Below are 26,017 nucleotides of genomic sequence, written 5' to 3'. Positions count from 1 at the left end.
GAAATTTTGATGAAAGTGCTCGTCAGCGACAACATATCTGCAAAAGGCGTAGAAATACTCAAGAAGGCAGGGCTCGCGGTTGATGTCAAAACCGGCATGAAACCTGAGGAACTGAAGGCATGCATCGGTGAGTACAGCGGCCTGGTCATCCGTTCAGCAACCAAGGTTACTGCCGAGATCATCGAGGCTGCAACGAGCCTCAAGGTTATCGGCAGGGCAGGCTCGGGCCTTGACAACGTCGATAAGGCAGCCGCGTCCAAGAAGGGCATTGTCGTCATGAATACCCCCGGCGGTAACACGGTTACCACTGCTGAACATACTGTTGCGATGCTCTTTTCTGTGGCCCGCATGATCCCCCAGGCAACCGCCTCCATGAAGGCAGGCAAATGGGAAAAGAAGAAGTTCATGGGTGTCGAGCTTTTCAACAAGACCCTTGGCATTGTCGGCCTCGGCGCGATCGGCGGTCAGGTGGCAAAGAAGGCGCAGGGGCTCGAGATGAACATTATTGCCTATGATCCCTTTCTGAGCGAGGAAAAGGCGCAGGAGATGGGCATCAGGAAAGGCTCTCTTGATGATATCTTCGCGGAATCGGATTTTATTACGATCCATTCGCCCATGACGCCTGAGACCAAGGGCCTTATCAATGCGGCCACCATTGCCAAGATGAAGAATGGCGTGAGGATCATCAACTGCGCACGCGGCGGAATTGTCAATGAGCAGGATCTCTATGAAGCGATGAAAAGCGGAAAGGTTGCAGCAGCCGCACTTGATGTCTTTGAAAAAGAGCCGCCTGAAAACAACCCCCTGCTCACCCTTGACAATCTCATCTGCACGCCGCATCTGGGCGCTTCAACTGAAGAGGCGCAGGAAAACGTTGCGCTTGCCGTTGCAGAACAGATCGCCGATTATCTTGTCCATGGCACGATCAGACATGCGGTCAACTTCCCTTCGATCCCGAGCGATCAGGTGCCGAGACTTCAGCCGTATATCAACCTCGCAGAGAAGCTCGGCAGTTTCTCGTGCCAGATATTCGAAGGCGGCACGACCGAGATCATTGTTGAGTACAGCGGCGATGCCGCCACGGTCAATACTGCTCCGGTCACCATTGCTGCACTCAAGGGATATCTCGCTCCTATCCTGCTTGAGACCGTGAATTTCGTCAATGCTCCCTTTATTGCAAAAGAGCGCGGCATTGAAGTTAAGGAGATCAAGAGCAGCGATGCCGGCGACTTCTTCAGCAAGATCACGCTCAGGATAAAGGCAAAGAACAGGGAAAGTTATGTTTCGGGCACCCTGTACAGCAAAAAGGACCCGCGCGTCATAGAGATCGACAATTTCAAGGTGGAGATCGTTCCCGAAGGTGAACTCCTGCTCATGTATAATAATGACAAACCCGGGGTCATCGGCAATATCGGCAATATGCTCGGCAAGAACAATATCAACATCGCCCGCATGCACTTCGGAAGGGAATCCGCAGGCGGCACGGCAATCTCTGTGGTAAGTCTTGACGCAAAGCCCGGCCCGGAGGTCATTGACCAGCTCAAGGCCTTGCCGAACATCTTATCCATTAAGCAGATCAGTCTCTAACGCTGTCTGACGGAATATAAGAGAGGAGTTACTATGTCAGTTGTCGTGATCGTGGGTGCGCAGTGGGGAGACGAAGGAAAAGGCAAGATCGTCGACTATCTCACCAGAAAAGCCGAAGTGGTTGCCCGGTATCAGGGCGGACATAATGCAGGTCATACGGTCGTCATTAAGGACGCAAAGTACGTGCTGCATCTTATCCCCTCGGGGATCCTCCACAAAAATACCCTCTGCCTCATTGGTAACGGCGTTGTTGTCGAACCGGAAGCGCTCATAAAAGAGATAACCGATCTCAAAAAGAGAGGGATCAAGGTTGGCAGCAATCTCCTTATCAGCAAGAATGCCCACCTTATCATGCCCTATCACATTGCTCTTGATCAGGCAAGCGAACGGGCAAAGGGCAAAAAGAACATCGGGACTACAGGCAGGGGCATCGGCCCCACCTACGTTGACAAGATGGGACGATCAGGCATACGAGTCGGTGATCTGCTCACCCCTGATGCATTTCTTGAAAAACTGAAGATAAACCTTGTTCACGTGAACTTTCTTTTAAAAAACCTGTACAAGGCCCCGGTATTCAGCGCAGAAAAGGTTTTCAGGACATATATGAGTTATGCAAAAATACTCGGCAAGCATATTGCCGACACTGACATTGTCGTAAACAATGCGATGGCAGCAAAGAAAAACGTGCTCCTCGAAGGAGCACAGGGAACGCTGCTTGATATTGACCACGGCACGTATCCTTTCGTGACATCATCAAGCGCTATTGCAGGCGGCGCATGCACCGGCCTCGGCATCGGCCCTACGAGGATCAACAAGGTATTGGGCATTGTGAAGGCATACACGACCCGCGTCGGCAGCGGCCCTTTCCCTACAGAACTCCAGGACAAGACCGGAGAACTTATCAGGGAAAAGGGTGGCGAGTTCGGTTCAACAACAGGCAGAGCCCGGAGATGCGGCTGGCTCGATACCGTCATACTGAAGCACTCCTGCCGCATTAACGGCCTTTCAGGTATTGTACTCACCAAGCTTGATATCCTCGACGGCATGGATACCCTTAAGATATGCACGGCGTACAGATACAAGGGAAAGCTCATCAGGGAAATGCCGAAAGAGCTCTCGGTCCTTGAGAATTGCGTTCCCGTATACGAAAAAATTGCCGGCTGGCAAGAGAGCACCCTCGGCATAACGGATTTCAGGAAACTGCCCGGGAACGCACAGGCATACATAAAGCGTATCGAAGAACTTATCGGCGTTAAGGCCGCCATCGTCTCGACAGGACAAAAAAGGGATGAACTGATACTGCTTAAGGAGCCTTTCTGAGAGTTCGCCGAAAGCACGAACGGTTTGTTCGGAGGCTCGAGTCTGAGTTTGTCGGCCAGGGGAAAAACTATCGTGCAATTTCGAGCGATTTTTCGCGATACGGCCTCTTCATCAGGACAAACCATGCGTTTGTGCCCGGCACAGAGCTGGACATTGTTATTCACCTTCCCAACGGAACCGACTGCAAACTGAAGGGCCTTGTCAGGAGATCAATGAAGACACCCATTGTCTCTCTCAAAAATGGCATGGGCATTGAACTTATCAGCCGGGATCATAACTATATCAGATTTCTTAAGGAGTTCGATCCTGCCGAGGATGGTGAACCAACCATGTTCAGCGGTGAACAGCGCTCTCACGCGCAGCACAAGACTCAGGAGCAGCACCACAAACCGTCATCAGACCCTGCGTTGGACTCTGTTATTATCGCCTGCGATCAGTGCGGTGCAAAGAACAGGGTCCGCAGAGAACGACTTTCCCACGGCCCCAAATGCGGCAAATGCGGCGCTCCCATTTCTCTTCAGTCATAGTTTCCGGTCTCGTTAATTTCATATTCCCCTCTGCATGTCCGTCGTGCAGCAAAACCACAGACAGTCTTGCGCATGCACCGTTCTGCAGGCAATGCTGGCAGAGCATAGGGCACTATACCGGTCCGTCATGCAGGACCTGCGGCGTACACCTTGTTTCAGTCCATGCAGACCGGTGCCAACATTGCCTCGAAGAGCCTCCGGCCTTCACAAAGGCCCTCTCTTTCACCCACTATGAAGGTCTCATTGCCTCGGCAATTCATCACTTCAAGTTTCTCGGGATCCGAAGGCTTTCAAGGCCGCTCTCCGAGTTTCTTCTTTTTCATGATACTGAAGGCATCGATGCTCTCATTCCGGTACCGCTCAGTCCGAAAGGCCTGAAAAGCAGAGGCTTCAATCAGGCTCTTCTGCTTTCCCGCCATCTATCCAGGGAGAGGAAGATACCGCTACTCATGGATGTTTTGAAAAAGGTTGCGGAGACGCCTCCTCAGGTTGGTCTCTCTGCAAAAGAGCGTACAGCCAATGTGAAGAAGGCATTTGCCTGCACAGGCAGGGTCACCGGAATGAACCTGCTGCTGATCGACGATGTCATGACCACCGGCGCCACGGTCAACGCCTGCTCGAAGCAGCTTCTCAAGGCTGGTGCAAAGAGCGTTTCCGTGCTGACCCTTGCCAGGGCAGGGATACGATAGCGAACGTTTTAAAACGGTCCATGGCATGAGCAAAAATATAACTATTCAGATGACGAACATGGTGCATACGGAGGATTCATGACCCTGACGGAGCAACTTAAGAAATTCAGTATTACTGCAGGAGCTGATCTTGTCGGCATTGCAGACCTTGAGGAATTCAAGAAGGGCTGGAGGGTAATTCCGGACGACCTGCTGCTGCCATATTCTGCCGGCATATCTGTTGCCGCGCATCTGGATGAAGAAATCCTCAGTGATATAACAGATGGTCCTACGATCGCATACGCGCAGCATTACCGTGAGATAAACGCAAAGCTGGACGGTATCACCGCAGCGCTTGTTGCCTGGATAAAGGAGCAGGGCTTTTCTGTAACCGCAGTTCCGGCCTCATGTATCACAGACGAGGGTAACCTGCTGGGTAACATTTCACACAAGGCTGTTGCCCGCATGGCCGGGATCGGATGGCAGGGTAAAAGTCTTCTTATTGTCAGCCCGGAATACGGGCCTCGCATCAGGCTTGCAACAGTGCTGACAGACATGCCGCTGGTTACCGACAGACCTCTCAAAAACCGTTGCGGCAAGTGCACCGAATGCTCCAAGGCATGTCCCGCATCCGCAATCAGGAATGTTTTGGCAAACGACCGGTATGAAAGCCGCGATGAGGCCTTGCACTTCAGCAGGTGCGTGGAGAAGACCCTTGAATTTTCGACGAGACCGGGGATAGGTGCCAGGATCTGCGGCGTATGTGTAAAGGCCTGTCCTTTTGGAAAGAGGAAAAGGTGATGGGCATAACGGTAACAGTAAGAGATATTCAAACGGGTGTTTGACCGGATGATGGGACTTCCTTTAGAATCAATACCAGCACACCGTGCCGGTGTGGTGGAACTGGCAGACGCGCCGGACTCAAAATCCGGTTCCCGCAAGGGAGTGGGAGTTCGATTCTCCCCACCGGCACCAATGAGCTCTATCTGATAATATCCGCAGTAAAGGTTTAACGCTTCGAAATGATGAAATCCTGCCACACCAGCCGCAGTTGACTCGTGGAGAAGCGCTTGATTTGGCTTCAGAAACTGCGTAGAATTTTGAGAAAGAGGAGTGTACACATGGAAACAGTGATAAAGAAACAGTTCATTGACGCCTTTCCCGTATTTGCAAAAGCAACGGAGAAACTGACCTCTGACCTGCTTTCTGTTGCGAGTTTCCAGAAATTCCCCAAAGACCTTCAGGTTTACCGCGAGGGCGATGCCTGTGCTGCCATTGCCTTTCTGCTTTCCGGCGATATCAGAGTGTACAAGTCCGGTGAAGGCGGAAGGGAGATCACGCTCTATGAAATAGGCGCCGGCGAAACCTGCATTCTTAACGCATCCTGTATCCTTTCGAACCTTTCCTATCCTGCCCAGGCCGTTGCCATGGAAGCGGGCGAGATGCTCCTTATCCCTTCGAATGATTTCAGAAGGCTGGTTGCCGGGTATGAGGAGATGAGGAACTTTGTTTTCAATATCCTGAGCCAGAGGCTTGCCGAGGTGATGGCTCTCGTTGAAGAGATAGCATTCGGCCGTATGGACCGACGGCTGATGGATTATCTTGTGGAGAGATCCGGGGACAACAGACTGACAGCAACGCACCAGAAGATCGCGGATGACCTCGGCACTTCCCGGGAAGTTGTGAGCAGACTTCTCAAGGACTTTGAGCGCAAGGGCAGGATTACGCTATCGAGGAACCTCATAGAGCTCAAGAGTTTTTAGTCCTTTGGTGTTTGCCCCGGCCGCTGTTTTCCCTGTACCCTGAAAAATGTTACAGTACGGAAATTATGTCTGCAAAAATTCTTGTCATTGACGATGAACTGCTCATCCTGAACACGGTCGAAAAAGCGCTTACAAGGGTAGGATATGCTGTTGCCAGGGCACAGAACATGGAGGAGCTCGGTACAGCGCTCAGGGAAGCGCCCTTTGATCTGATGATCACAGACCTCCATATGGAGGAGGACACGGCAGAGAATATCATCGAGAGGGTGAAGAAGTCCTCGCCCGGGATCAAGGTGCTGCTCATGAGCGGCGGGTCGTACAACAAGGATGCAGACAATTTCATTGAGAAACCCTTCAAGCTGGAAGAACTGCGGGGAAAAGTAAGGGCCTATCTGAATGCATCTTCCTGACATCGATACAGCGCTCTTTTTTTTCATAAACCAGAATCTGCAGAACCCTTTTTTCGACCGGGTCATGCCCTTTGTAACGTCACAGACAGCTCTTGTTTTTCTCCCTTTTGTGCTGCTGCTCTGGTTCAGGGAGAAGAAGCATGCTCTGCCGATGCTTTTTGCCGGGCTTTTTGCCATTGCCTTTGCTGATGCAGGCAGTCATATGCTGAAGGAGCTTGTGATGCGTCAGCGACCTTGCAATGCGCTTGATAACGTCCATCTCCTTGTCGGCTGCGGCAAGTCGTATTCCATGCCTTCAAATCATGCCTCGAATGCCTTTGCCTTTGCCATGACCATAGGGTTCATGCTGAGGAACAGACTGAGCCTTTTTTTTATTGCAGCTGCAGCGCTGATAAGTGTTTCAAGAATTTTTGTCGGTGTCCACTACCCGTCTGACGTCCTTGCCGGCGCTCTTATTGGAACAGCGGCGGCGTACTGCACCGTGTATCTTTACCGGCGGGCAGAAGAGATCGTCCGGGAAAGATCCTATCTGCAGGCGCTGATCGTTGTGCTTATCGTCCTGAGTTTCTTCCGTATCTCCTATATCATGACCGGCCCTTTTGACCTTGTTGCTGATGAAGCGCATTACTGGGAATGGTCCCGCCGTCTTGACTGGAGCTATTATTCGAAAGGGCCTGTGATAGCCTGGCTTATCCGGATCAGCACCTTCTTTTTCGGTAGCACAGTCCTGGGGGTTCGGGCTTTTGCCGTCCTTCTTTCAGCTCTTGGCAGTATCCTGCTCTTCAGGCTCGGCAAAGAGCTCTATGACGAAAGGACAGGCCTCGCCTCTGCTCTTCTTCTGCAGGTTGTGCCGCTTTTTTCTGTTTTCGGGATGCTCCTGACCATAGATTCTCCCTTCATCTTCTTCTGGATACTCTCCCTCTATCTTTTTCACCGTATTGTCAGACAGGGACTTTCTCCCGGAGACACCAAAGCATCTTCACTGTTATGGATACTGTTAGGCATATCAGCAGGGTTTGGTCTGCTCACAAAATATACCATGGCATTTTTTCTGCTTTCTGCGTTTCTCTACCTTCTTTTCCAAAAGGATGCGCGAAGGCTCCTGAAGACCCCTGGCCCTTATCTGGCCTTCCTGATCAGCATGCTGGTTTTCAGTCCGGTGATATTCTGGAATGCTTCCCGCGGATGGGTGACGTTGAAGCATACTGCAGGACAGGCACATCTGCATGAAGGGCTTGTGCTGTCAATCCGGTCGTTTGGTGAATTCCTTGGCTCTCAATTTGGGGTGGTGACACCGCTGCTCTTTGTGATGATCATTGTCGCGGTCCTGAAATTGCGAAAGACAAAAGAAGGGGCCTTTCTCTTTTGGTTCTTTCTGCCGGTGATCGCCTTTTTCCTTGCCAAAAGCATTCAGGGAAAGGTGCAGGCAAACTGGGCACTGACAGGCTATATCTCCGGCATTGTCGCCTTCTCAGCTTTTTTTTTGCGCCGCCGGGAAGACTTCAGGAAACCCCTTCGCATGACCGTGGTGCTTGCCATTTCCCTTGCCATGCTGACAACGTTCTTTGCCCATGCCCCATCCCTGCTCGGACTGCCGGAAAAATTTGATCCTTCCATCAGGCTTGTGGGCTGGAAAGAGCTGGGGGAGGAAACGTCGGTTCTTCATAAGGACATGTCCGTGAAGGGTCCGGTCTTTGTTTTTTCGGACAGTTATCAGGTTGCGAGCGAGCTGGCCTTTTATATGAAAGATAATCCGGTCACATACTGTGTTAATCTCGGCAGGAGAATGAACCAGTACGACCTGTGGCCCGGCTTTGAAAATCTCAGGGGCCAGAATGCCATCTTTGTCAGGGCAAGGGGAAAAGAGGAGCTTCCCGAAGAGGTTTCCCGTGCCTTCAGTTCGTGTGATCAGAGGGTGGTCGAGGTAAAGACGCGGAGGAAGAAAACCCTGAAATTTAGCGTATCAGCATGTTATGATTTCAAAGGTTTTGAATCGCAGCAGCCGGAGACCTTTTGATGACCATATCTGTTGTAATACCACTGTACAATGAAGAAGAAAATGTTCAGGAGCTTCACATCCGGCTGAAGGCCGTGCTGGAAACCCTTGATGCTGATTATGAGATGCTCTTTATTGATGACGGCAGCACCGATAATACCCTGAAATTTCTCCAGGAGATCCAGGCAGGGGACAGTAAAGTCATTGTCCTGAGTCTCAGGAGGAACTTCGGCCAGACTGCGGCCTTTGCAGCGGGGTTCGACTATTCGCGGGGCGACATCATCATTACCATGGACGGGGACCTTCAGAACGATCCGAATGATATCCCCAAGCTCATTGAACAGATGAAAGACAATGACCTGGTGAGCGGTTGGAGAAAGAAGAGGAAGGACCCGTTCCTTTCGCGCAGGCTACCCTCGATCATGGCGAACTGGCTTATCAGCAAAGTTACCGGCGTAAATCTTCATGACTACGGCTGTTCACTCAAGGCATATAAGCGGGACGTCATCAAGAACCTCAAGCTCTACGGCGAAATGCACCGGTTCATCCCTGCTGTTGCGAGCTGGTATGGTGTGCGCATTGCAGAGGTCGAGACAGAGCACCATCCAAGGGTGCGCGGCAAGTCAAAATACGGCATCTCACGGACCATGAAGGTTGTCCTTGACCTGATCACGGTCAAGTTTCTCCAGAGTTTTTCGACAAAGCCTTTACAGTTCTTCGGCCCTATAGGATTGGCGAGCGGCATGCTCGGCTTTCTGATCTCTATCTATCTCACGATAGAGAAACTTATTGCGGGCAAGGACATCGGCGGCAGACCTCTTCTTCTGTTAGGTTCCCTGCTGATCATCGTCGGCATCCAGTTCATCGGCATGGGTCTCCTTGGCGAAATGATGGTGCGTGTGTATCACGAGACCCAGAAAAAACCGATCTATGTCATCAAGAAGGTCATTGGCCCTGGCAATAAATAAGAAAGTCGTCATTCTCATCCTCAAACTTGTTGTCAGCTCTTTCTCGTTGTATCTTATCTCCCGAAAAGCTGATATGGCGCAGGTGATCCATATCCTGAAAAGCCTTGGGCTTTTCACGTTCCTGAGCGCATCAGCGCTCTATATCCTGTCCCAGGTCTTTTCTACGATGCGGTGGCAGCTTCTCCTGCCCGACAACTATCCGCTTAAGAGACTCTTTTCGCTGTATATGATCGGGGCTTTTTTTAGCAGTTTTCTGCCCGGCGTTGTGGGCGGCGATGCTGTCAGGGCCTATTACCTGAACAAGGACGCGAAGAAGATCAGCGTTACGCTTGCTGCTGTTTTTATGGACCGGTACCTCGGCTTTGTGACCCTCATGGTGATCGGCATTTCCGCCTTTCCGTTCAGTCTTGACGTTTTTGGGGCATCTCCGCACAGATGGCTTATGCCGGGGTTTTTTGTATCCTTTGTTATCGGCAGCTTCCTCTTCTTTGGACTTAGGCTGGGAAAGAGATTCAGGCTCATGACCGATATTTACGAATATTTCTCGGTCATAAAGAAGCAGAGGACTGTTATGGTGAAGACCCTTCTTCTTTCCGTGGTCGTCCAGCTGCTGAATTTTGTGAGTGTCCTCATCCTTGCATCGAAGATGGGCGAGGATATCTCTCTGCTCCTGCTTGCTGTTTTTCTCCCGATCGTTATAACGGTTGTGGCCCTGCCTGTTTCCATATCAGGCCTTGGCGTCCGTGAGGGAACGTTTGTCATTCTTCTCGGTCTTATCGGTATTTCGCCTGAGGCTGCGACCTCCCTGTCTCTTGCATGGTTCTTCTCCACCTTTATCGGCAGCCTGCCCGGGCTTGTCTTCTATTTCTTTTATGATCGGCAGAAAGCGGTGTAACCGATATGGGGCTTCAGGAAGATAACAGGCATCTTGAAGATGCCGACAGGAAATACATCTGGCATCCCTTTACGCAGATGAAGGAGTGGGAGGAGGGCCTGCCTGTGATTATCACCGAGGGCCGGGACTCTTTTGTCAAAGACAGGTACGGCAGATGGTATCTTGACGGGGTTTCATCACTTTGGGTCAATATATTCGGCCACCGGAAAAAAGAGATCGACGATGCCATAAAGGCGCAGGTGGACAGAATAAGCCACAGCACACTGCTTGGCCTCAGCAATGAGCCTGCTATCCGACTGGCTGAAAAGCTGGTCATGCTGATGAATGCCTCTTTCCTCGATGCTCATTCTTCACTCAGCCGTGTTTTTTATTCGGACAATGGTTCAACTGCGGTCGAGGTTGCCCTCAAAATGGCATTCCAGTACTGGCAGCATCGGGGCGAAAAGCAGAAGACGTCCTTCCTCTCTCTGAACAATGCCTATCACGGAGACACGATCGGTGCAGTGAGTGTGGGAGGGGTAGCTATATTCCACGAGGCCTTCGGTCCGCTCCTTTTCCCGACCTATAAAGCACCGTCGCCCTACTGCTACCGCTGTGAGCTTGGCAGGGAATATCCTGATTGCAGCCTCTTCTGTGCAGACAAGCTTGAGGAGCTGATGCAAGACCACCACCATGAGATGGCAGGCCTGATCATAGAGCCCCTGGTCCAGGCAGCAGGAGGGATGATCGTTTCTCCTCCCGGATATCTTAAGCGCATAAGGGAGCTCTGCACCAAATACAATATTCTTCTTATCGCTGATGAGGTTGCAACGGGATTTGGCAGAACAGGCAGGATGTTCGCCTGCGAACATGAGCATGTCATGCCTGATATTATCTGTCTTTCCAAGGGCATCACCGGCGGATACATGCCCCTTGCCGTTACGCTTGCAACAGAAGAGATATACCGGGCATTTCTTGGCGATTTCAAAGACCTGAGGACTTTTTTTCACGGTCATTCGTATACCGGCAATCCTCTTGCCTGCGCAGCAGCAGTTGCCTGCCTGGATATATTTGAGAAGGAAGAAACTCTCAGGCAGATGACGCCGAAGATCGCACTTCTCGATGATTGGCTCGGCCAGATGCTTGCACTCCCCCATGTCGGCAATGTCAGGAGCAGGGGGCTTATGGCAGGGGTTGAACTCGTGCTGGACAAAAAGACGAAAGAGCCGTATGACTGGGAAGAGAAGATGGGATGGAAGGTCGCCTATCACGCACGCGACAACGGCGTTATCATCAGGCCGCTTGGCAATGTTATCGTGATCATGCCGCCGCTGAATATCAGCATCGAGAATCTCGGCCAGATGCTGAGTGTCCTCAGGGATGCTATAATCTCGGTAACCACATGAGCAGAAGAACGATCATATACCTCGTTATCCTTATCATCTCCCCGGTCATCATCTATTTGATTTGGCCCTCAGACGAAAGCAGGATAAAGAAACTCTTCAGGGAGGGTGCAGCGGCGATCGAACAGGAGAAGATTGACGAGGTCATGGCAAAGGTTTCGTTCAATTATACTGACGAATACGGGCTCACCTATCTCTTTATCAAGGAAGGCATGACCAGACTTTTCCAGAACATGGATAATATCAAGATCGAATATGAGATTACCCTTATTGATATAAAGGATAAGACTGCCACGGCTGAACTGGATGTCCGGGTATTGGCGACCCGTGGCAGCGACACCGGCTATATTGCAGGAGACCTCTCAAAGCCTTTTCATATGAAGTTTTCCCTCGAAAAAGAGCGCACCACCTGGCTTGTGATAAAGACCGAGGGCCTGCCTCTCAATTTCTGACCTTTTTGGTATTTCATCTGCAGGGCAAGTTGTGGTATAGTATCCCATGCGCAAGATATTGACATTGATAATTATTCTTTTTGCCCTTGTCTGCATGAGGCCGGAAGCCATTGCCGCTGCAAAGGGAGACCCCCTCAATGCTGAAGAGGCAAAAGGCATTCTGAACGACCTCATCCCGAATGTAAAAATAATCCATGTGAAGCAAAGCCCTGTTGCTGGACTCTGGGAGATCGGTATTGATATGGGCGGCAAAAAAGCCATCGTTTACGTCGATCATGCAAAGAAACATATTATCTCTCCGATTACGCGCGGCGAGATCTTTGATATCAAGTCCAAGACCAGCCTTACCCAGGAGAGTTTCCAGAAGATCAACAAGGTGGATGTCTCAAAGATCCCGCTTAAGGATGCTCTTGTTATGGGTGACAAGACCGCAAAGAACAAGATCATTGTATTTTCCGACCCCGATTGACCATACTGCGGAAAACTTCATCAGGAGATGAAGACGGTGATAAAAGACAGGAAGGATATAGCCTTCTATGTTATCCTCTACCCCCTGCCGATGCATAAAGAGGCATACGGAAAATCAAAGGCTATTATCTGCGAGCAATCGCTGGACCTTCTTGAGGCTGCCCTTGAGAAGAAGCCTCTTCCTGCACCAAGCTGCGAGACCACAGTAATTGACGAGAATATCAAGCTTGCAGAAAAGCTCGGCATCAGCGGCACGCCTGCGGTCATCTTTCCGAACGGTACGCTCATCCCGGGAGCCATGAACGCCGCTGATATCATAAAACAGATCGACAAAAAGTAATTCCGGTTTCGGTTTTTTTACCATTTTCCCCGGTGTACCCTTTGCAAGCCCTCATTGAATTCCCATTTCCTTTGCGAAATAATGCAAGTTGTGATATAAAAAGAGACTGTTCAGGTGAACAGTCTGCAGGTGTTGAGACTATAGTCCAAACACCCTGAGCAGTCACAAAAAATATCATCATATCGAGTAAGGAGAAGAAAGATTTTATGAAAAAAATTCTGATTATTGGTTTATTTGTCATAGTGCTTCATGCCCTCCAGGGCACGCTGCCGGCGAAGGTCGCTGCTTTTGGCGGGTGTGAAGAGGACTGCATGAAGTGTCACTCCATGAATATTCAGGATGTCCAGCAGATACTCACGAAGTTGGGCGCTGCCGAGGTAAAACCCCTTGATATCAAACTCAGCCCGGTGAAAGGGCTATGGGAAGTCATTATTGAGGACAAGGGCACCAGAGGCGTTATGTATATCGGTTTTTCGAAGCGGCATGTTGTTGCCGGTCCGATTTTTGAGGTCGATACCGGGACGAACAAGACGCAGGAGACCTTTGAGAAGGTGAACCGTGATCTGATCAAGTATGTTGATTATGCAAAGATCCCGCTGGACAATGCCCTGATCCTCGGCGACAAGAATGCCAAATACAGGGTGGCGGTCTTTACTGATCCTGACTGCCCGTACTGCGCAAGGGTTCATGAGGAGATAAAAAAAGTTGTTGCAGAGAGAAAAGATATCGCTTTTTATCTCAAGCTGATACCGCTGCCGATGCATCCCGACGCCTTCTGGAAATCCCAGAGCATTCTCTGCAAGCATTCGGTCCAGTTGCTTGAGGATAATTTCGCGAAAAAAGAGATTCCCAAGCCTGAGTGTGATAACAAGCCGGAGGTCGAGGCCAATATCAAGCTTGCCACTGAACTCGGCATCACCGGAACCCCGACCCTGGTTCTCCCTGACGGCATGGTCGTGATCGGCGGCAAGGACGCCAAGACGATCATAGACCTTGTGACCAACCCTCCTGCGAAGAAGGAGGGCAAGTAATAGCAGGATGGGGAACATAACGCCCCCTTCCCCCTCTTACCTCAAGGGGGGGGTAATTCCTCCCCTATTCACTGAAGCCTTACTTGCTGGAGCAGATTATTGTTGAAATAAAGGATATCTGTGCGAGAATCAAAGAAAGGAGAAGGGAAATGAGAAAAGCAATAGTCGTCTTCCTGACGACTGTTCTTATTGCATGCATGGCTGGGCTGTCTTTTGCCGGGGTGAAGATAACGCTAAAAAATGGCAGGACCATTATTGCTGAGTCGTGCCGGGATATGAAGGGGACGCTCCTGTGCGTTCTTGAGGGAGGCACTTTTGAGATTGACCGGCAAGAGATCGCAAACATGCAGGAGGTGAAGGTGCTGAAGGAGACGCTCACGGAAAGTAGCGATGAATCAAAACCGACTGCTGTGGAGAAGTCGCCTGACAACGGAAAGCAGCTATCTCCCGAAGAGCCTTCAGTGAATGGGAGTGAGGGTATGGTTGCCAGAGGCCTGACCTCTGAACAGATGAAGCGGCTTGATCAAATAAATGAAAGAAAGACTATTATCCAGCCTGAACAGGAAAGGCTTATCAACGAGCGGGAGCAGCTGAATGAGGAGGCAAGAAGCAAGATCAAGGGCAGAAACACTAACCTGAAGCAACGTGTATCTGCCTTTAACCTTCAGCAACGTATAGCTGACATTGAAACGACCATCACCAATTTAAACGATGAGCTGACGAAGCTGAATGAAGAAGAACAGGCCATCTTGAGTTCGTCTGCTGCAAAGTGAAGAGATAAGTGGCAGTTTTCGAATGACCTAATGGATTTTTGACTTGAACTCCAGGGAATCGGCTAAAATTCCTGTCAGCTGTCCATAACTCGGTTATGCCATGCAGCACACATAATGCAGCGACTCTTGCATCATGGACCATAGGCCCTGATATCCGGCTGCTCAGGAGCACGGGCCTGATCTGTGCCCAGTATCCTCAGTCTCAGAGATCAGAACAAGACTTGGGGATTCCAACCAGGCTTCGATCTGTTCTATTGCCTTGTCGATTGGCGTCGGCGGAGAATAGATTTTCGGGTGAGTAACAATTGCGATGAATTCGTGAATGCATGGCCATGATATAGCCCATAGGCTCTGCCCTTCTGCCAATCCTGCTATGCAACGATATGCGGCATCATGCCATTGAGCGTCTTCGCGGTGTGCATACACCAGAAGATTAGTATCTACTGCAATCAACTGCCGCGTCCTTCATAGCTGATATCACGGATACGCTCCCAGTTTGCCCCTTCCATATTGGACTGAAGACCATTTCCCTTGAATATGGCGCTACGGAGCTTGAAACTGCCGCGTTGCCTGTGTTCAGAAATAATGCGGCGGAGTCCCTCCTCCATGAGTGCCTTCAGAGTTGTCTGCTCCTCATTTGCAAGTTTGCGTGCCTCGTTGAAAAGGCTATCAGGTATCTGTATGGTTGTCTTCATATGGCTAACCATATCAAATTATATGGTAGTCTGTCGAGAATTTAAAGAGTATAACTTCATTTTGTCCTTGACAGAGAAATCATTTTTCGTATAAGTTCTAAGCCCAGAGGGGATTGCAGCACTGTAACTGATCTGTCAGGGATGGTGGATTGAGTTTAGCAGCAGTATCATACGATTCAATCCTGATCCAACCCAAACAGAACAATTCGTAATCGCACCGCATCGTGTGTGTCGTAATAGCGTCTGTCTTGTGGACCAACAACGAGGCAAAGGACTTAACGGCTGTTGCAGGGAGAGGGGGGGAGTTTGTTGAGGGGATCAGCAAAGATAGAGAGGCCCGGCGTCAGGCCGGCAGGAAAAACTGCAACAATCAGCACTCAGTGCCAAGCCGGGCTGACTCTTATTGAGATCTTAGTTGTCTTTTCAATCATCGCTCTTCTCGTGGCGGTACTCGGCGGGACACTCTTTGAGGGCGTTACCTCCGAAACCAGAATCAGTGCTGCCGCGAGGGAGGTCATGGCAGACCTTCACTTTGCTCAAAGGGACGCGGCCTCACAAGGGGGCTCCGTTATTATAAGGGATGATGACGTGCCTGCGCCTCCCTCTGAGTCAGTAGGCCGGATCAGACGCAGATGGGAGTATGTCGTCTTTGACACAACGAACAATTTATACAGCATCTGGAGATACCAAGACACGGACGGAGACAATATAAAGGAGCCGGATGAGGTATCACCAGCTCCGGGATTTCCGCCCACAAAGACACTTCTCCACAATGTCGGTTTCGGCCTCACCTACAAGACCTCGGATGGCGCTACTGCAACAGTCGGCAAGAGCGCCTGCGGAAACGGAGCAGGAATCCCCTCCAGTCCGGTATCCTTCGGAACCATGGCAGCGCCGCCCTGTTATGGCAAGAAATGCATGAAAATGACTTCAGATGGCGTTCCGTCTTTTACCGGAACGCTGTACCTGAGCAACAACACAGAGGCCTATGCAGTCAATATTAACGCAGCGGGCCTTGTCAGGCTCTGCAAATGGTCCGAAGATTACCTCAAATGGGTAGACGCTCGCTGAGTCAAAGCTCCCCGGCATCCATTCCTTGCCCAACCGCAGGCCGGGCGGAGTCGCCAAGGAAGGGAGTTTAAATATGCCTGTTACTATGTAACGGATTTCATAGTTGTAGAATTGCCTTCCATTTCATAGGCAGTTCTCCTTTGCAGGATAAATAAATACCCTTAAAATTCAGATAGTTACAAATACATTAAACAGGCACTGTATTTGCTTTATAATTTTAAAATAATCGTGAGGGTTCAATGACAATGCATCATGTAAGAAAAAGGCGCTGCTTTATGGAGACATATAACATGACCAGACGGTGGAAAAAAGGGCCAGCGAAAGGATTTACACTCGTAGAGGTGTTAATAGCGGTTACTGTTCTTTCCATTTCGTTTTTTGCATTGCTGCCGCTTATCACAAGCGCTGTCAGCACTGATAAGACTGCGCTATTGACAACAAAGTCGCAGGCCGTGACTGCATATAAAATGGACGAACTATTAGCAGCAGGGACTTCCATGACATGCAATGGGGCAGCTTATGTTTGCGGCGCTGCTCCAGGAAATACCTGCATAGACTTTGTCAATGCTGAAACTGATGTGGTGAGTGCCGCGACTGCTGGAGCTCCTTTTGAGATCATGAGAACTTCCAATGCGCTTATAGTGAATGCGACCTCAGGCCTCTGCAAGTTGACAATTACTTCAACCTATACTTACCAGGGTGAGGTGAAGACTTTTCGGCTGATAACGGAAAAGAGCCTGTAGCCATGGGTAACTACATGCATAAGATAAAAAGCCGAGCAGGGACAACGCTTGTTGAACTGATGATCGCAATGGTTATCTTCCTGATGTTTATAGCTGTTGCCTATCCAACATTTTCCTTTCTTGGACAGCGCATGGCCGATGTCCAGATCAATCAGGAACTGACACAGAAGGGCCAGCGGATACTTAATTACATGACAGAGGAGTTGAGGCTCTCAGGTCTTTTTGTAGGCGCTACGCCGAATGTAACCTTCTGCGGTGCAGGCACTGCGACGAATTCTCTTACGCATACCAATGCAGCTCCTTTCGACACCCTTACCTTTCTGACATCAGAACAGGTACTCAATAATACGGCAGGTGCTGCAATACCTTTTCTTGTTATGAATGCTGCAGCCGCTTCGGGTGCTGTTACAATACCGGTAAATGCTTCATATGCGAATGTCAGCGGTCTGAGTTTGGGCGGTAATGCGACAGAAAATGCGAGAGCCTTTGTCACTTTTGATACGCTTGCGCCGACGATTCTGAACAGGGCGTATCAGGTCACTGCCTTTGGAGGGACTTCACTGACGATCACACCTGCCCTTGATCAGGCTTTAAATAATGGGAGTAATGTATATGTTGTTACACGCAAAAGGTTCGACGTTAACGGAAGGGATCTGCGCATAGTAAGCTGGAACAGCAACTGTACAACCAACAATGATGTGCTGCTTGAGGCCCACGACAGGGCGGGCGGCACTGCCTGGGGTGGGGTGGATGCCCTGCAGTTCGAATATATCCTGAGTGACGGGACGGTTCAGAATACCGTTGCAGCGACGGATATAACGAATATCAAGGCTATCAATATCTGGCTGTTAGTGCGTTCAGACTTTCCTGAAAGAAATTTTGTGAATAACACGTCCTATGTTGTCGGCACAAGTGCAGCACTTGGCACAACCTATAATGCACCGGGCGACAGTTTCAGGCGCATGCTTCTTTCAAAACGTGTGGAGGTTAAGAATCTTGAAAAATAGTCGAGCAATTATTGGAAATCAAAAGGGTATTGCCCTTGTCATTGCAATGCTTTTTTCGCTTATCCTGCTTCTTGTGGCAAGTGCGCTTATTTTTACCATGACTTCCTATTTCAGGGCACTTGCTACGGCCAGGGAAAAGACTCAGGGGTATTATGTAGCCACGGCCGGTGTCGAGAAGATGAGGGATCAGCTCTGGCAGAACAACTGCATACCGCCGAACTGGTGCGGTCAGTTGGGCAACCTTCTTGATACAAGTGACTCAGCGTATAAAGACAGGACCGGCATATTGCCTGCGCCGGCAAGTGACTTAATGAACGACCTTGCAGCAGCTGGGTACAATGTCTTTCTTAAGGACAATGACGATGGTGACAATGATTTTACCAATGATAGAGATCAGATTATAGTTGCAGTTGCTACTGGCACTGACGGCGCTACAGGAACAACCTCCACAATAGAGGCGATGCTGCTATTTACTGGAGCCGGCAGCCCCTACGCTCAACTTGGGACTGGCGTTCAGAAAAGCGGGAAAACATCCGAGAGCGTCTCGGCGCCGGGGACTACCCGACAGACACTTTAATGAATGTGGGATGATTTTGCATGAAAGAAATATTTAAGAATAACGCAGTCTTGATGGAAGGAGAAAGAACATGAAACAGATGCATGCGTATAAGTCAACAGGGGTAAGGGCATGGATGAGGCAGGTGGTATCCTTTCTGCTGGTTATTATCTGCCTGTTTGTATTTGCGCCCAATGTTAATGCTGCTTCACGGACGTTCCCAAAGGGGTCAATTATCATACCGTTCGACCCGTGCTGGCAGCCGAACAAGGAATGTTTTTCTAATCCTGCCACCTTTGCGCTCGATACTGCCAAATGTCCGGAGTATAAGGATTACGCATATGGCAAGATCGGCACTACAACGTATCATGCTGAATGTGACTCCAGCCTGAACGATCAGGGCACCTTCCAGGCTTATGGCTTTATTTATGATATATTAAAGATTGGTGTTCCCGCTTACTGGGTAATTAATCCTAACAAGGAGGTCGGCCCGGGGGGCACCATTACCGCTCCCGATACGGCGGACACCAAGGGGCGCCATGCAATTGATTTCTTTATCAATAAGAGCGGTACAGACGCAACGGTCCAGATCAAGCACAGCACGGCTACAACCTCAGGCACCACATCGCCGGTTAATTATCGGGGTGGCCCTTTTGTTATCGATATTAATGACTATAATGCCCTGGACTCAACCAAAAAAGCATCGTTTGATGCTGCTCTCAGCTACTACACATCCATGAAGTATCATGTCTCCAACTATGATTTTTCTGCCCCTGTGGACAAAGTGCTCACAGGCATTCCCCCTAAAGTGGCAGTGCTTGGGGAAGGGGCTACGAGCATTTTGCTTGATTACCTCAAGGCTTCCGGTCTGGGTTCGCGGGTTTATGATATTTTCAGTACAATTACAAAAGAAGAGGTAATTGCGGGCGATCTGGACAACTTTCAGCTGCTATGGGCCCCGCACTGGATCATCGACGACGGGTGCGGTGATAAATGTTCAGTAAGTGGTTCTTGTCCTTCCGGTTATGCCGTAAATGCTGCGCAGTGTACAACATGGCCTTCTACCTGTTACAAGGCTGCGACAGCTGCTTCATGTGCCACTGCGAGCTGTCCGAATGGCTATAGTTTTAGAACAGGTTATTGCACAACAGGTGCAAATCGATGCAGTAAAGATAATAACCCTAATAGATACTCATGCGTAGCTCCAACTTGTAGTTCTGGGGTGCCTGATACTGCAACATGTATTTCCGATAATGCAAATGGAAATCGTAAATATTGCTCTGTCCCTGGCGCAGCCATGAGTTGCGCCTCTCCGACCTGCGGCACCGGTGTTATTAATGCAACGGAATGTCCGGGAGATAGTGCCCTCAGTCCCATAGGTCAGAATATATGTTACTACGCTGGTTATGCTACGGGCTGCAAAATACCGCCTGCTGATCAGGTAACAATCATGAGTGAAATAAGGGGCTTTCTCGAAAGAGGCAACGCAGGCCTTTTCGAGTGTGCCTCACTTGAGACTATGGAAGGGTCATATCAGTATGATGGCAATAAGACTGCCGGCAACACGGTCACAACCGGTGGATTTCTGACCAAGAAAACATACGTGCCGCCGCGACTTGATACAAATGGCGGGCTTTGCAATGATATATCTTCTTGCGACCAGACCAAAATAGCGGTTGAAGGGACTACGCATTTTATCAACCAGTGCGCCGGCTGGGTGCATATGCCTGCCTCTGGTCATGTCAAGAACTTCCGGCCGCTCATGTCGCCGTCTCCTGATTATGCCTGGAACTCGACAGTCCAGAGATTTATCCATGACAAGGACACAACCGCCTATTCAAGTCCGCGGGCAGCAGCTCCTCCTGCATATGACTATTTTGTGGGCGGCCGGATAAACGGAAGTCCTTCACAGGGGTATGTTGCATATCTGGCAGGGCATAAATATCTGGTCTGCAATAATTCCGGCATCATAACGCCAAATGAAAGACTGCTTGATCTGAAATTTAATAGTGATATTATCGATTCTAAATTTACGAATCCCTACATCGTGACCATAGAGGCTGTCTTAAATACACCCAATCCGCCCAATTATCCTGCGCTGACCGGGTCGTGCACCTGCACTGCCGGTTCAACCTGTCCGAAGCTCCAGATTGACCTTACAAATATTATCGAAAATATTTCGACGAATGTCTGCGGCGTGTATATCAGCAGCGATGGCACCACCTATAACCCGACCACCAATACACTTATGGGTCTCAAAATCGGAAGTCTTCAGCCGTACGGCAGTGGTACCACGGCGCCTGGCGCAGACTTAAATATTAAGGAAATCAGGGTCACCTTTCCAACAGGGGTTGCTGCTGTCGTGGGTCCCCCGCCTAAAGCTGCCATTCCCGCTCCGTTGTTAACCAGTATTGCCGATGTAACGGATGATGTGACCGGCGGCTGCAGCGTTTGTACGCCTAATACAGCCAGTCAGTCAATTTGCACGCCTACAAAAAATATTACATACGACACAGGTGGCGTTGCAACCTGCTCTGCAACTGCTACTGGGTTGCAGTTTGGACCTCTATTAACTAGTTGCGATGTTGACTGGGACAAGTCTACAACCTGCGGCACAAAATATGTTCTAAATTCTCTGCTCGGACTGCAGCTGCAGATTGTACCGAACGAATATGTCAAGGCCGGCGCTGTTCAAAAAGACAACATACTGTATAAGGCTACTTTTGAATTCCCCGGGTACAAGGGACACCTGTACGCCATTGATGTCACAACAAATCCTGCTACCAAGCTTTGGGATGCGGGTGCAAATTCCGTAATGCCTCCGGCAGGAGCCAGTGGCGCCAATCCGGCCAATCCGACAAGTTCAAATTCGTCACGATACATCTTCACCACCCTGCCAGGCTCAACAACAAAACTGGCCTTTGAGATTGGCAATATCGGCGCTGCACAGACAGATACAACAAAGCTCTGGCATTATCTTGATCCGGATGCAACAAAAACGCTGAACGGTGTCAAGGCGTTGGTTCATTCTGTTCGCGGACGCAAGAATGCAAGCGAAACCCTGCCTGCCGGCACTGATGACCTGAGCAAAAGGCTTGGGGGCATCGAACACTCAACCCCTGCAGTGTTGACCCGCAGCACCCTCGTTAGCGGCGCCGGCAGCCGGGACAAGATAGTATTTGCCGGAGGACACGATGGTATGCTGCATGCATTTTATGCGGCGGCCTGGGACGGCACATCAAAGACTTACAGCGATAAGTCCGGCAGCAACAGGGGTAAGGAGATTTGGGCGTATATTCCGTCAGCGCTTCTTACTTCTTTGAAGAATCAGACCTTTACAGACTGCAATCCGGGTGAGACGATAACAAGTTGCGACCCGACTACAGATCCAAACCACTGTATCTGTCCGGTCTTTTCATATGCTGTCTCTGTTGACAGTTCGCCTGCTGTCGGAGATTTCTTCGTGGATCATGACAATGATATCAGCACACCAAATCAGTGGCGGACGATACTGGTGGCCACGGCATCAACTGCACAGCCAGGTGTGATCAGTGAGGGTATCGTTTTTGCGCTTGATGTCTCTGATCCATACAACCCTTCAGTGCTTTGGGAGCGGACCTATAGCAGCAAGGTTAATCCGGTAAGCTCTACTAACCCGATAAGGAATTACTATCCGACGAGCAGTTTTCCAAGCACCTACACTTCAGCAGAGGGTCTGACAACAGGACTTAATTTTGATCCGAATATGGGTAATTCCAAGGGAGTTGCTATCGGTAGGGTTCAGATCGGCACGACACTCGACACCAATGTAATCCTCACAGCTCCATGGTTGAGGCCAGTGGATACGAATCCTTTGGGCCCTGCTCATAACGTTCAGGGGTTGAGCGCTTTCGGCCTCAACTTCCGTACTGGTGATATTGTATGGGAGACAAAGCTTATATATACCGGCGACGCTGAGAATGTAAACTATACCCCTTCGATTCCTGCTCTGATGGATTATGGGAACAATGGTACTGATGATTATGTGGTCTTCGGTGATATGCAGGGTCGACTCTGGATGTTGCGCGCAGTCGACGGGGTGAGTATTGCGGCAGACGGCACGGCAGGAAATGGACCGGCATTTTTTGTGCCGGCAGATTCCACGACGCTTGCGATGCCAGAAGTTACATCAACACCTCCGGCAGGCGTAAAGGAGCCTATTGGGTCGATGGTTGCTGTCTCCGGACATAAGCTCATATTTGGCACAGGAGGCAGGGAGAGTCTTCAGGATGAGGCAACCACTAAATATCACCTCTATGCGTTTCAGTTTGAGAGCAACAAAACACTTACGAACCTCTGGGCCAGTCTGGACGACAAGAGTTTTGCCACAAATGATGGCGAAAAGATATGGATTCAACCCCTTGTTGATTCTAAAGGGAATATATACATCGGCACGGCAAAGGGGTACACAGATATCGGATTGCGGCCTGATGAAGTGAGAACTGCCGCAACCGGACGATTTATGGCGCTTTCTCTCAAGCCAACTGACGACACGGCAATTCCTGGAAAGAAGACGGTCTTAACCCTCTCAAAGGATATCGGCTCCCCTGTTGTGGGTGGTCTTGCGATAGAGAATAACCATGTGTCCATTCTCTCCTTTGACGGGAAGTTTATCCAGCTTGGTGATGGCAATTTCACGTCGAATGCAGTGCAGGAGAACCCTGTTAAGACGCTTTGGTGGAGGACGTTGCAGTGATAGTTCAGAACAAGCACGGAATCACGTTGGTAGAACTGATGGTAGTAGTAGCTATCATTGCGATTCTTGCTATGCTTGCTATTCCTGAGTTTTTATCACTGATGAGTTCAGAGACCAAGGTGAAGGCTGCGGCGAAGCAGCTTATGGATGATCTCAAGTTGGCCCAGAACGAAGCAGCAGCCCAGGGCGCTGGTAGTATCGTCAATGGAGTTCTGCGTCGCCGGAAGGTCTTTGTGGTGTTTAACACTGCGACTAACGCATATCAGATATTCCGGTACGAAGATACGGACGGCAATAACGTGCGTATAGCTGCTGAGGCGACGAATCCGGCCGGCTGGGCTGCAGCCAAGATACTGCCGAATAGAGTTACCTTCAGCCGGACCTATCAGGATAATAATCGGAATACTGCAACGGTGAATAAGGGCGCGTGCGGTAACGGCGTGGTACCAGCCGGATTCGTAGATCTTGGCAATCAAACACCTCCTAACACTCCGCCTTGCAATAACATGCCATGTCTCGCTCTAAACTCAATGGGGTTCCCGATCGATGGCACCGCAGGCGGAGGGTCATTTTACCTCAGTAATGGCAAGGATGCCTTTGCTGTAGCTATTAATTCGGCCGGATTAATCAGGATGTGCCAATGGGATAAGGGCGCCACGCAATGGGTCGACTCGCACTAACACTATTCGGAGCTTTTCTTCTCGCTTTTTGCGCGATTGCCTGTGAACGGCAGGACGCCAGAAGAGCAGTCAGCTCTTCTGCTCAGCAGGAGCCAGGGCCGGTGTCGCCGATAGAGCAACCGCCGCTCATGAATAAAATAGACAGTGCGACCTCTGTGCCAAGAATTGCACGGTTACGACTGACGCCTCAGCAGCCCCGCAAGGGCGATGAACTTTCAGTGTCCGCTGAAGCCGAGCCCGGTAAAGAGGGAACAGTAACATTTCGTTATGTATGGAAGCTGAACGATGAAGTAATGAGCGATGTGGAAGGTCCGGTTTTCAGAGGCCCTTTCAAAAAAGGTGACACGGTCGAGGTTGAAGTTATTCCTGCTGCAGGTGATGTGAGGGGTGTGTCGCTTAGGCAGCTCGTTGTGATCGGGAACACTCCGCCGCTTGCCAAAGCTAATTTGGCAAATGCAAATACGTCATTAACTGGGTATACAGCCTTTATTCAGGCAGAGGATCCTGACGGTGATCGACTCTCCTACACGCTATTAAAAGGTCCCGGCGGGATGAAGATCGATTCGGATACGGGTATGGTCAGTCTTGCCTTGCAGGGGCTGACTTCCGGAACTTACGATGTTGCGGTATCCATCAAGGATGCTGACGGTGCAGAGGCAGTTGTAAGCATCCCTTTCACTGTTGAGGTTGGGAAGAAAAACTCTGAGGCTCAGTCCAGCAGATGATATATTGCTTCAGAAAAGAAAAGGCTTTAACCATCAAAGCTGAAGTTGCAAATCAATATTCAGCGGAGTTGGTATGAGCGAAAACGGAAAATATATCCTGATTCTTCGGGCTACGGAAGACAAGAGACTGCAATATATCAGTGCCAGGAGGCTGGCTCTGTTGTGGCCGCACGTGCCATTTGCTCAGTGGAAGGCGAGAGTGGAAAGCGGCGAGACTATGATCTTGATGCGCTCTGACAGCTCTTCAGATCTTGCCCGATTCAAGAGAGAACTCGACGAGATTAGCGCTCCAGTAGAAATTGTTGAACAGAAGTCTATTGGCGGCGCGAGCGTATATTGAAAACCAAAAATAATCTTGAAGCAGCTTGTACGCTTAATAGTTGATGTTGTCCAATAGTCTCGACAGGCCGGGCAAGGCGTTTGCAGGCCACAGCACGAACCTGAAAAAAATCATGCTGTCCAGTCGGCAACTTTTAGCCCTTTTATTCGTTCGAATTCCCTGGTATTGTTTGTGACAAGGATAATTCCAAGGCTCAAGGCATGAGCGCGTTTCATTTCCAGATGGCCTCATCTATCTTTTCGAAATCCTCTGTCCTCTTCTGGAACTCTTTATAATCTCTATCGCTCCAGGTTCCGGCGAGATGGTCTAAATCGTTATATACAACCGTCCTTTTTTTCTTTTTGAGCCCTAATTCTTTCTGAAGAAGTTTCACCAAAGCTGCATTCATGCTTGTCCCTTCCTGTTTAGCCTTTTCCTTGAGCGCCTTTATCGTTAAATCGTCAAGTCCTCTAATTGTCATTGTTGACATGGCAGCCTCCTGATTACAAATTTCCGTTATGTAAAATAAGCCCATCAATGTTGTCGAAATGCTCATCATAAGTAAAGAGAGCCAGGCCATGCCGCATGGCGGAAGCGGCCACCCACAGATCGTTAGTCGGCACAGGTTTGCCTTTTCGCTTAAGATCCCAGTAAATCCTTGCATAAAACTCTGCGGTTTCTTCATCTATTTGAATGACGTTGACTCGGGGGGAATCAAGGAATTGTTCAAGTTCTGCCTTATTTTTTGCCTCTTTGGTTCCGCCCTTAAAGCCGCTGAATAATTCGCCTAACACGATGATATTAAAGCCTATATATTCTACTAGTGTAAGTGTTGTAACAGCGTGAGCTTCATTTTTCTTGAATGCGGCATACGCATTTGTATCAATAAGAATTTTTTTCATCTTA

Annotated in this window: 27 protein-coding genes, 1 tRNA gene and 1 pseudogene; 25 read left to right on the top strand and 4 right to left on the bottom strand. The window is 49.8% G+C overall.

All coding sequences use genetic code 11. The features are described 5' to 3' along the window. The first annotated feature begins 9 nt into the window (after positions 1-9). From HZB62_13090 to HZB62_13010, 17 genes are all read left to right on the top strand, one after another. A complete protein-coding gene (locus tag HZB62_13090) occupies positions 10-1,587 on the top strand; it encodes a phosphoglycerate dehydrogenase (protein MBI5076086.1) in 1,578 nt (525 codons plus the stop codon). 33 nt (positions 1,588-1,620) lie between these two features. Continuing rightward, a complete protein-coding gene (locus tag HZB62_13085) occupies positions 1,621-2,907 on the top strand; it encodes an adenylosuccinate synthase (protein ID MBI5076085.1) in 1,287 nt (428 codons plus the stop codon). Next, positions 2,904-3,434, top strand: a complete 531-nt coding sequence (locus HZB62_13080; protein ID MBI5076084.1) for a PilZ domain-containing protein — start codon at positions 2,904-2,906, stop codon at positions 3,432-3,434. The genes HZB62_13085 and HZB62_13080 overlap by 4 nt, the downstream gene beginning before the upstream one ends. Continuing rightward, entirely contained in the window at positions 3,404-4,123 is a 720-nt protein-coding gene (locus HZB62_13075; protein ID MBI5076083.1) for a ComF family protein, read from the top strand. Before HZB62_13080 ends, HZB62_13075 begins: the two co-directional genes overlap by 31 nt. A gap of 78 nt (positions 4,124-4,201) precedes the next feature. Further along, positions 4,202-4,903, top strand: a complete 702-nt coding sequence (locus HZB62_13070) for an epoxyqueuosine reductase (protein MBI5076082.1) — start codon at positions 4,202-4,204, stop codon at positions 4,901-4,903. A gap of 87 nt (positions 4,904-4,990) precedes the next feature. Next, positions 4,991-5,077: transfer RNA gene (locus tag HZB62_13065), tRNA-Leu, on the top strand. Positions 5,078-5,223: 146 nt separating this feature from the next. Then, positions 5,224-5,865, top strand: a complete 642-nt coding sequence (locus tag HZB62_13060) for a Crp/Fnr family transcriptional regulator (GenBank protein ID MBI5076081.1) — start codon at positions 5,224-5,226, stop codon at positions 5,863-5,865. 65 nt (positions 5,866-5,930) lie between these two features. Beyond that, on the top strand, positions 5,931-6,275 hold the full coding sequence (locus tag HZB62_13055; GenBank protein MBI5076080.1) for a response regulator: 345 nt from the start codon (positions 5,931-5,933) through the stop codon (positions 6,273-6,275). After that, complete coding sequence (locus HZB62_13050; GenBank protein MBI5076079.1) at positions 6,262-8,292, top strand: glycosyltransferase family 39 protein; 2,031 nt, start codon at positions 6,262-6,264, stop codon at positions 8,290-8,292. Before HZB62_13055 ends, HZB62_13050 begins: the two co-directional genes overlap by 14 nt. After that, positions 8,292-9,239: a glycosyltransferase family 2 protein gene (locus tag HZB62_13045; protein ID MBI5076078.1), complete on the top strand. Its 948-nt coding sequence runs from the start codon at positions 8,292-8,294 to the stop codon at positions 9,237-9,239. Before HZB62_13050 ends, HZB62_13045 begins: the two co-directional genes overlap by 1 nt. Continuing rightward, complete coding sequence (locus HZB62_13040; GenBank protein MBI5076077.1) at positions 9,220-10,134, top strand: flippase-like domain-containing protein; 915 nt, start codon at positions 9,220-9,222, stop codon at positions 10,132-10,134. Before HZB62_13045 ends, HZB62_13040 begins: the two co-directional genes overlap by 20 nt. Positions 10,135-10,139: 5 nt before the next feature. Beyond that, positions 10,140-11,519, top strand: coding sequence for an adenosylmethionine--8-amino-7-oxononanoate transaminase (gene bioA / locus HZB62_13035; GenBank protein ID MBI5076076.1), 1,380 nt, complete (start codon positions 10,140-10,142; stop codon positions 11,517-11,519). Then, positions 11,516-11,968 carry a hypothetical protein gene (locus tag HZB62_13030; protein MBI5076075.1) on the top strand — a complete coding sequence of 151 codons (453 nt, stop codon included), beginning with the start codon at positions 11,516-11,518 and terminating at the stop codon, positions 11,966-11,968. Before bioA ends, HZB62_13030 begins: the two co-directional genes overlap by 4 nt. Positions 11,969-12,014: 46 nt before the next feature. Then, entirely contained in the window at positions 12,015-12,437 is a 423-nt protein-coding gene (locus tag HZB62_13025; GenBank protein ID MBI5076074.1) for a hypothetical protein, read from the top strand. Between the two features lie 36 nt (positions 12,438-12,473). Further along, the gene (locus tag HZB62_13020) at positions 12,474-12,776 is read left to right on the top strand and encodes a thioredoxin fold domain-containing protein (protein MBI5076073.1); all 303 of its coding nucleotides are present in this window, start codon (positions 12,474-12,476) and stop codon (positions 12,774-12,776) included. 206 nt (positions 12,777-12,982) lie between these two features. Then, complete coding sequence (locus HZB62_13015; protein MBI5076072.1) at positions 12,983-13,807, top strand: DsbC family protein; 825 nt, start codon at positions 12,983-12,985, stop codon at positions 13,805-13,807. A 149-nt stretch (positions 13,808-13,956) separates the two neighbouring features. Next, the gene (locus HZB62_13010; protein MBI5076071.1) at positions 13,957-14,580 is read left to right on the top strand and encodes a hypothetical protein; all 624 of its coding nucleotides are present in this window, start codon (positions 13,957-13,959) and stop codon (positions 14,578-14,580) included. A 449-nt stretch (positions 14,581-15,029) separates the two neighbouring features. Here HZB62_13010 and HZB62_13005 read toward each other — a convergent pair whose 3' ends face one another. Further along, complete coding sequence (locus tag HZB62_13005) at positions 15,030-15,287, bottom strand: type II toxin-antitoxin system VapB family antitoxin (GenBank protein MBI5076070.1); 258 nt, start codon at positions 15,285-15,287, stop codon at positions 15,030-15,032. 297 nt (positions 15,288-15,584) lie between these two features. Between HZB62_13005 and HZB62_13000 the strand changes: the two genes are divergently transcribed. The 8 genes from HZB62_13000 (at position 15,585) to HZB62_12965 (ending at position 25,132) form a co-directional block, all read left to right on the top strand. After that, positions 15,585-16,346 carry a type II secretion system protein gene (locus tag HZB62_13000; GenBank protein ID MBI5076069.1) on the top strand — a complete coding sequence of 254 codons (762 nt, stop codon included), beginning with the start codon at positions 15,585-15,587 and terminating at the stop codon, positions 16,344-16,346. A gap of 290 nt (positions 16,347-16,636) precedes the next feature. Next, the gene (locus HZB62_12995) at positions 16,637-17,089 is read left to right on the top strand and encodes a prepilin-type N-terminal cleavage/methylation domain-containing protein (GenBank protein MBI5076068.1); all 453 of its coding nucleotides are present in this window, start codon (positions 16,637-16,639) and stop codon (positions 17,087-17,089) included. A gap of 14 nt (positions 17,090-17,103) precedes the next feature. Then, complete coding sequence (locus HZB62_12990; GenBank protein ID MBI5076067.1) at positions 17,104-18,096, top strand: PilW family protein; 993 nt, start codon at positions 17,104-17,106, stop codon at positions 18,094-18,096. After that, positions 18,086-18,673: a hypothetical protein gene (locus tag HZB62_12985; GenBank protein MBI5076066.1), complete on the top strand. Its 588-nt coding sequence runs from the start codon at positions 18,086-18,088 to the stop codon at positions 18,671-18,673. The genes HZB62_12990 and HZB62_12985 overlap by 11 nt, the downstream gene beginning before the upstream one ends. 70 nt (positions 18,674-18,743) lie before the next feature. Continuing rightward, positions 18,744-23,387, top strand: coding sequence for a hypothetical protein (locus tag HZB62_12980; GenBank protein MBI5076065.1), 4,644 nt, complete (start codon positions 18,744-18,746; stop codon positions 23,385-23,387). Next, a complete protein-coding gene (locus HZB62_12975) occupies positions 23,384-24,067 on the top strand; it encodes a prepilin-type N-terminal cleavage/methylation domain-containing protein (protein ID MBI5076064.1) in 684 nt (227 codons plus the stop codon). Before HZB62_12980 ends, HZB62_12975 begins: the two co-directional genes overlap by 4 nt. Further along, a complete protein-coding gene (locus tag HZB62_12970; protein MBI5076063.1) occupies positions 24,049-24,792 on the top strand; it encodes a hypothetical protein in 744 nt (247 codons plus the stop codon). The genes HZB62_12975 and HZB62_12970 overlap by 19 nt, the downstream gene beginning before the upstream one ends. Positions 24,793-24,865: 73 nt before the next feature. After that, the gene (locus HZB62_12965) at positions 24,866-25,132 is read left to right on the top strand and encodes a hypothetical protein (GenBank protein ID MBI5076062.1); all 267 of its coding nucleotides are present in this window, start codon (positions 24,866-24,868) and stop codon (positions 25,130-25,132) included. 110 nt (positions 25,133-25,242) lie between these two features. Here HZB62_12965 and HZB62_12960 read toward each other — a convergent pair. The 3 genes and pseudogenes from HZB62_12960 to HZB62_12950 form a co-directional block, all read right to left on the bottom strand. Then, positions 25,243-25,338, bottom strand: a pseudogene (locus HZB62_12960) (VapC toxin family PIN domain ribonuclease). Positions 25,339-25,343: 5 nt separating this feature from the next. Further along, positions 25,344-25,601 (bottom strand): hypothetical protein, encoded by a 258-nt coding sequence (locus tag HZB62_12955; protein ID MBI5076061.1) that lies wholly within the window; start codon positions 25,599-25,601, stop codon positions 25,344-25,346. Positions 25,602-25,614: 13 nt separating this feature from the next. Next, complete coding sequence (locus HZB62_12950; GenBank protein ID MBI5076060.1) at positions 25,615-26,013, bottom strand: type II toxin-antitoxin system VapC family toxin; 399 nt, start codon at positions 26,011-26,013, stop codon at positions 25,615-25,617. Between the last annotated feature and the right edge of the window lie 4 nt (positions 26,014-26,017).

It is taken from the genome of Nitrospirota bacterium, from assembly GCA_016214855.1.
GTDB lineage: Bacteria > Nitrospirota > Thermodesulfovibrionia > Thermodesulfovibrionales > UBA6898 > UBA6898.
This window is presented reverse-complemented; position numbering and strand designations above follow the sequence as displayed.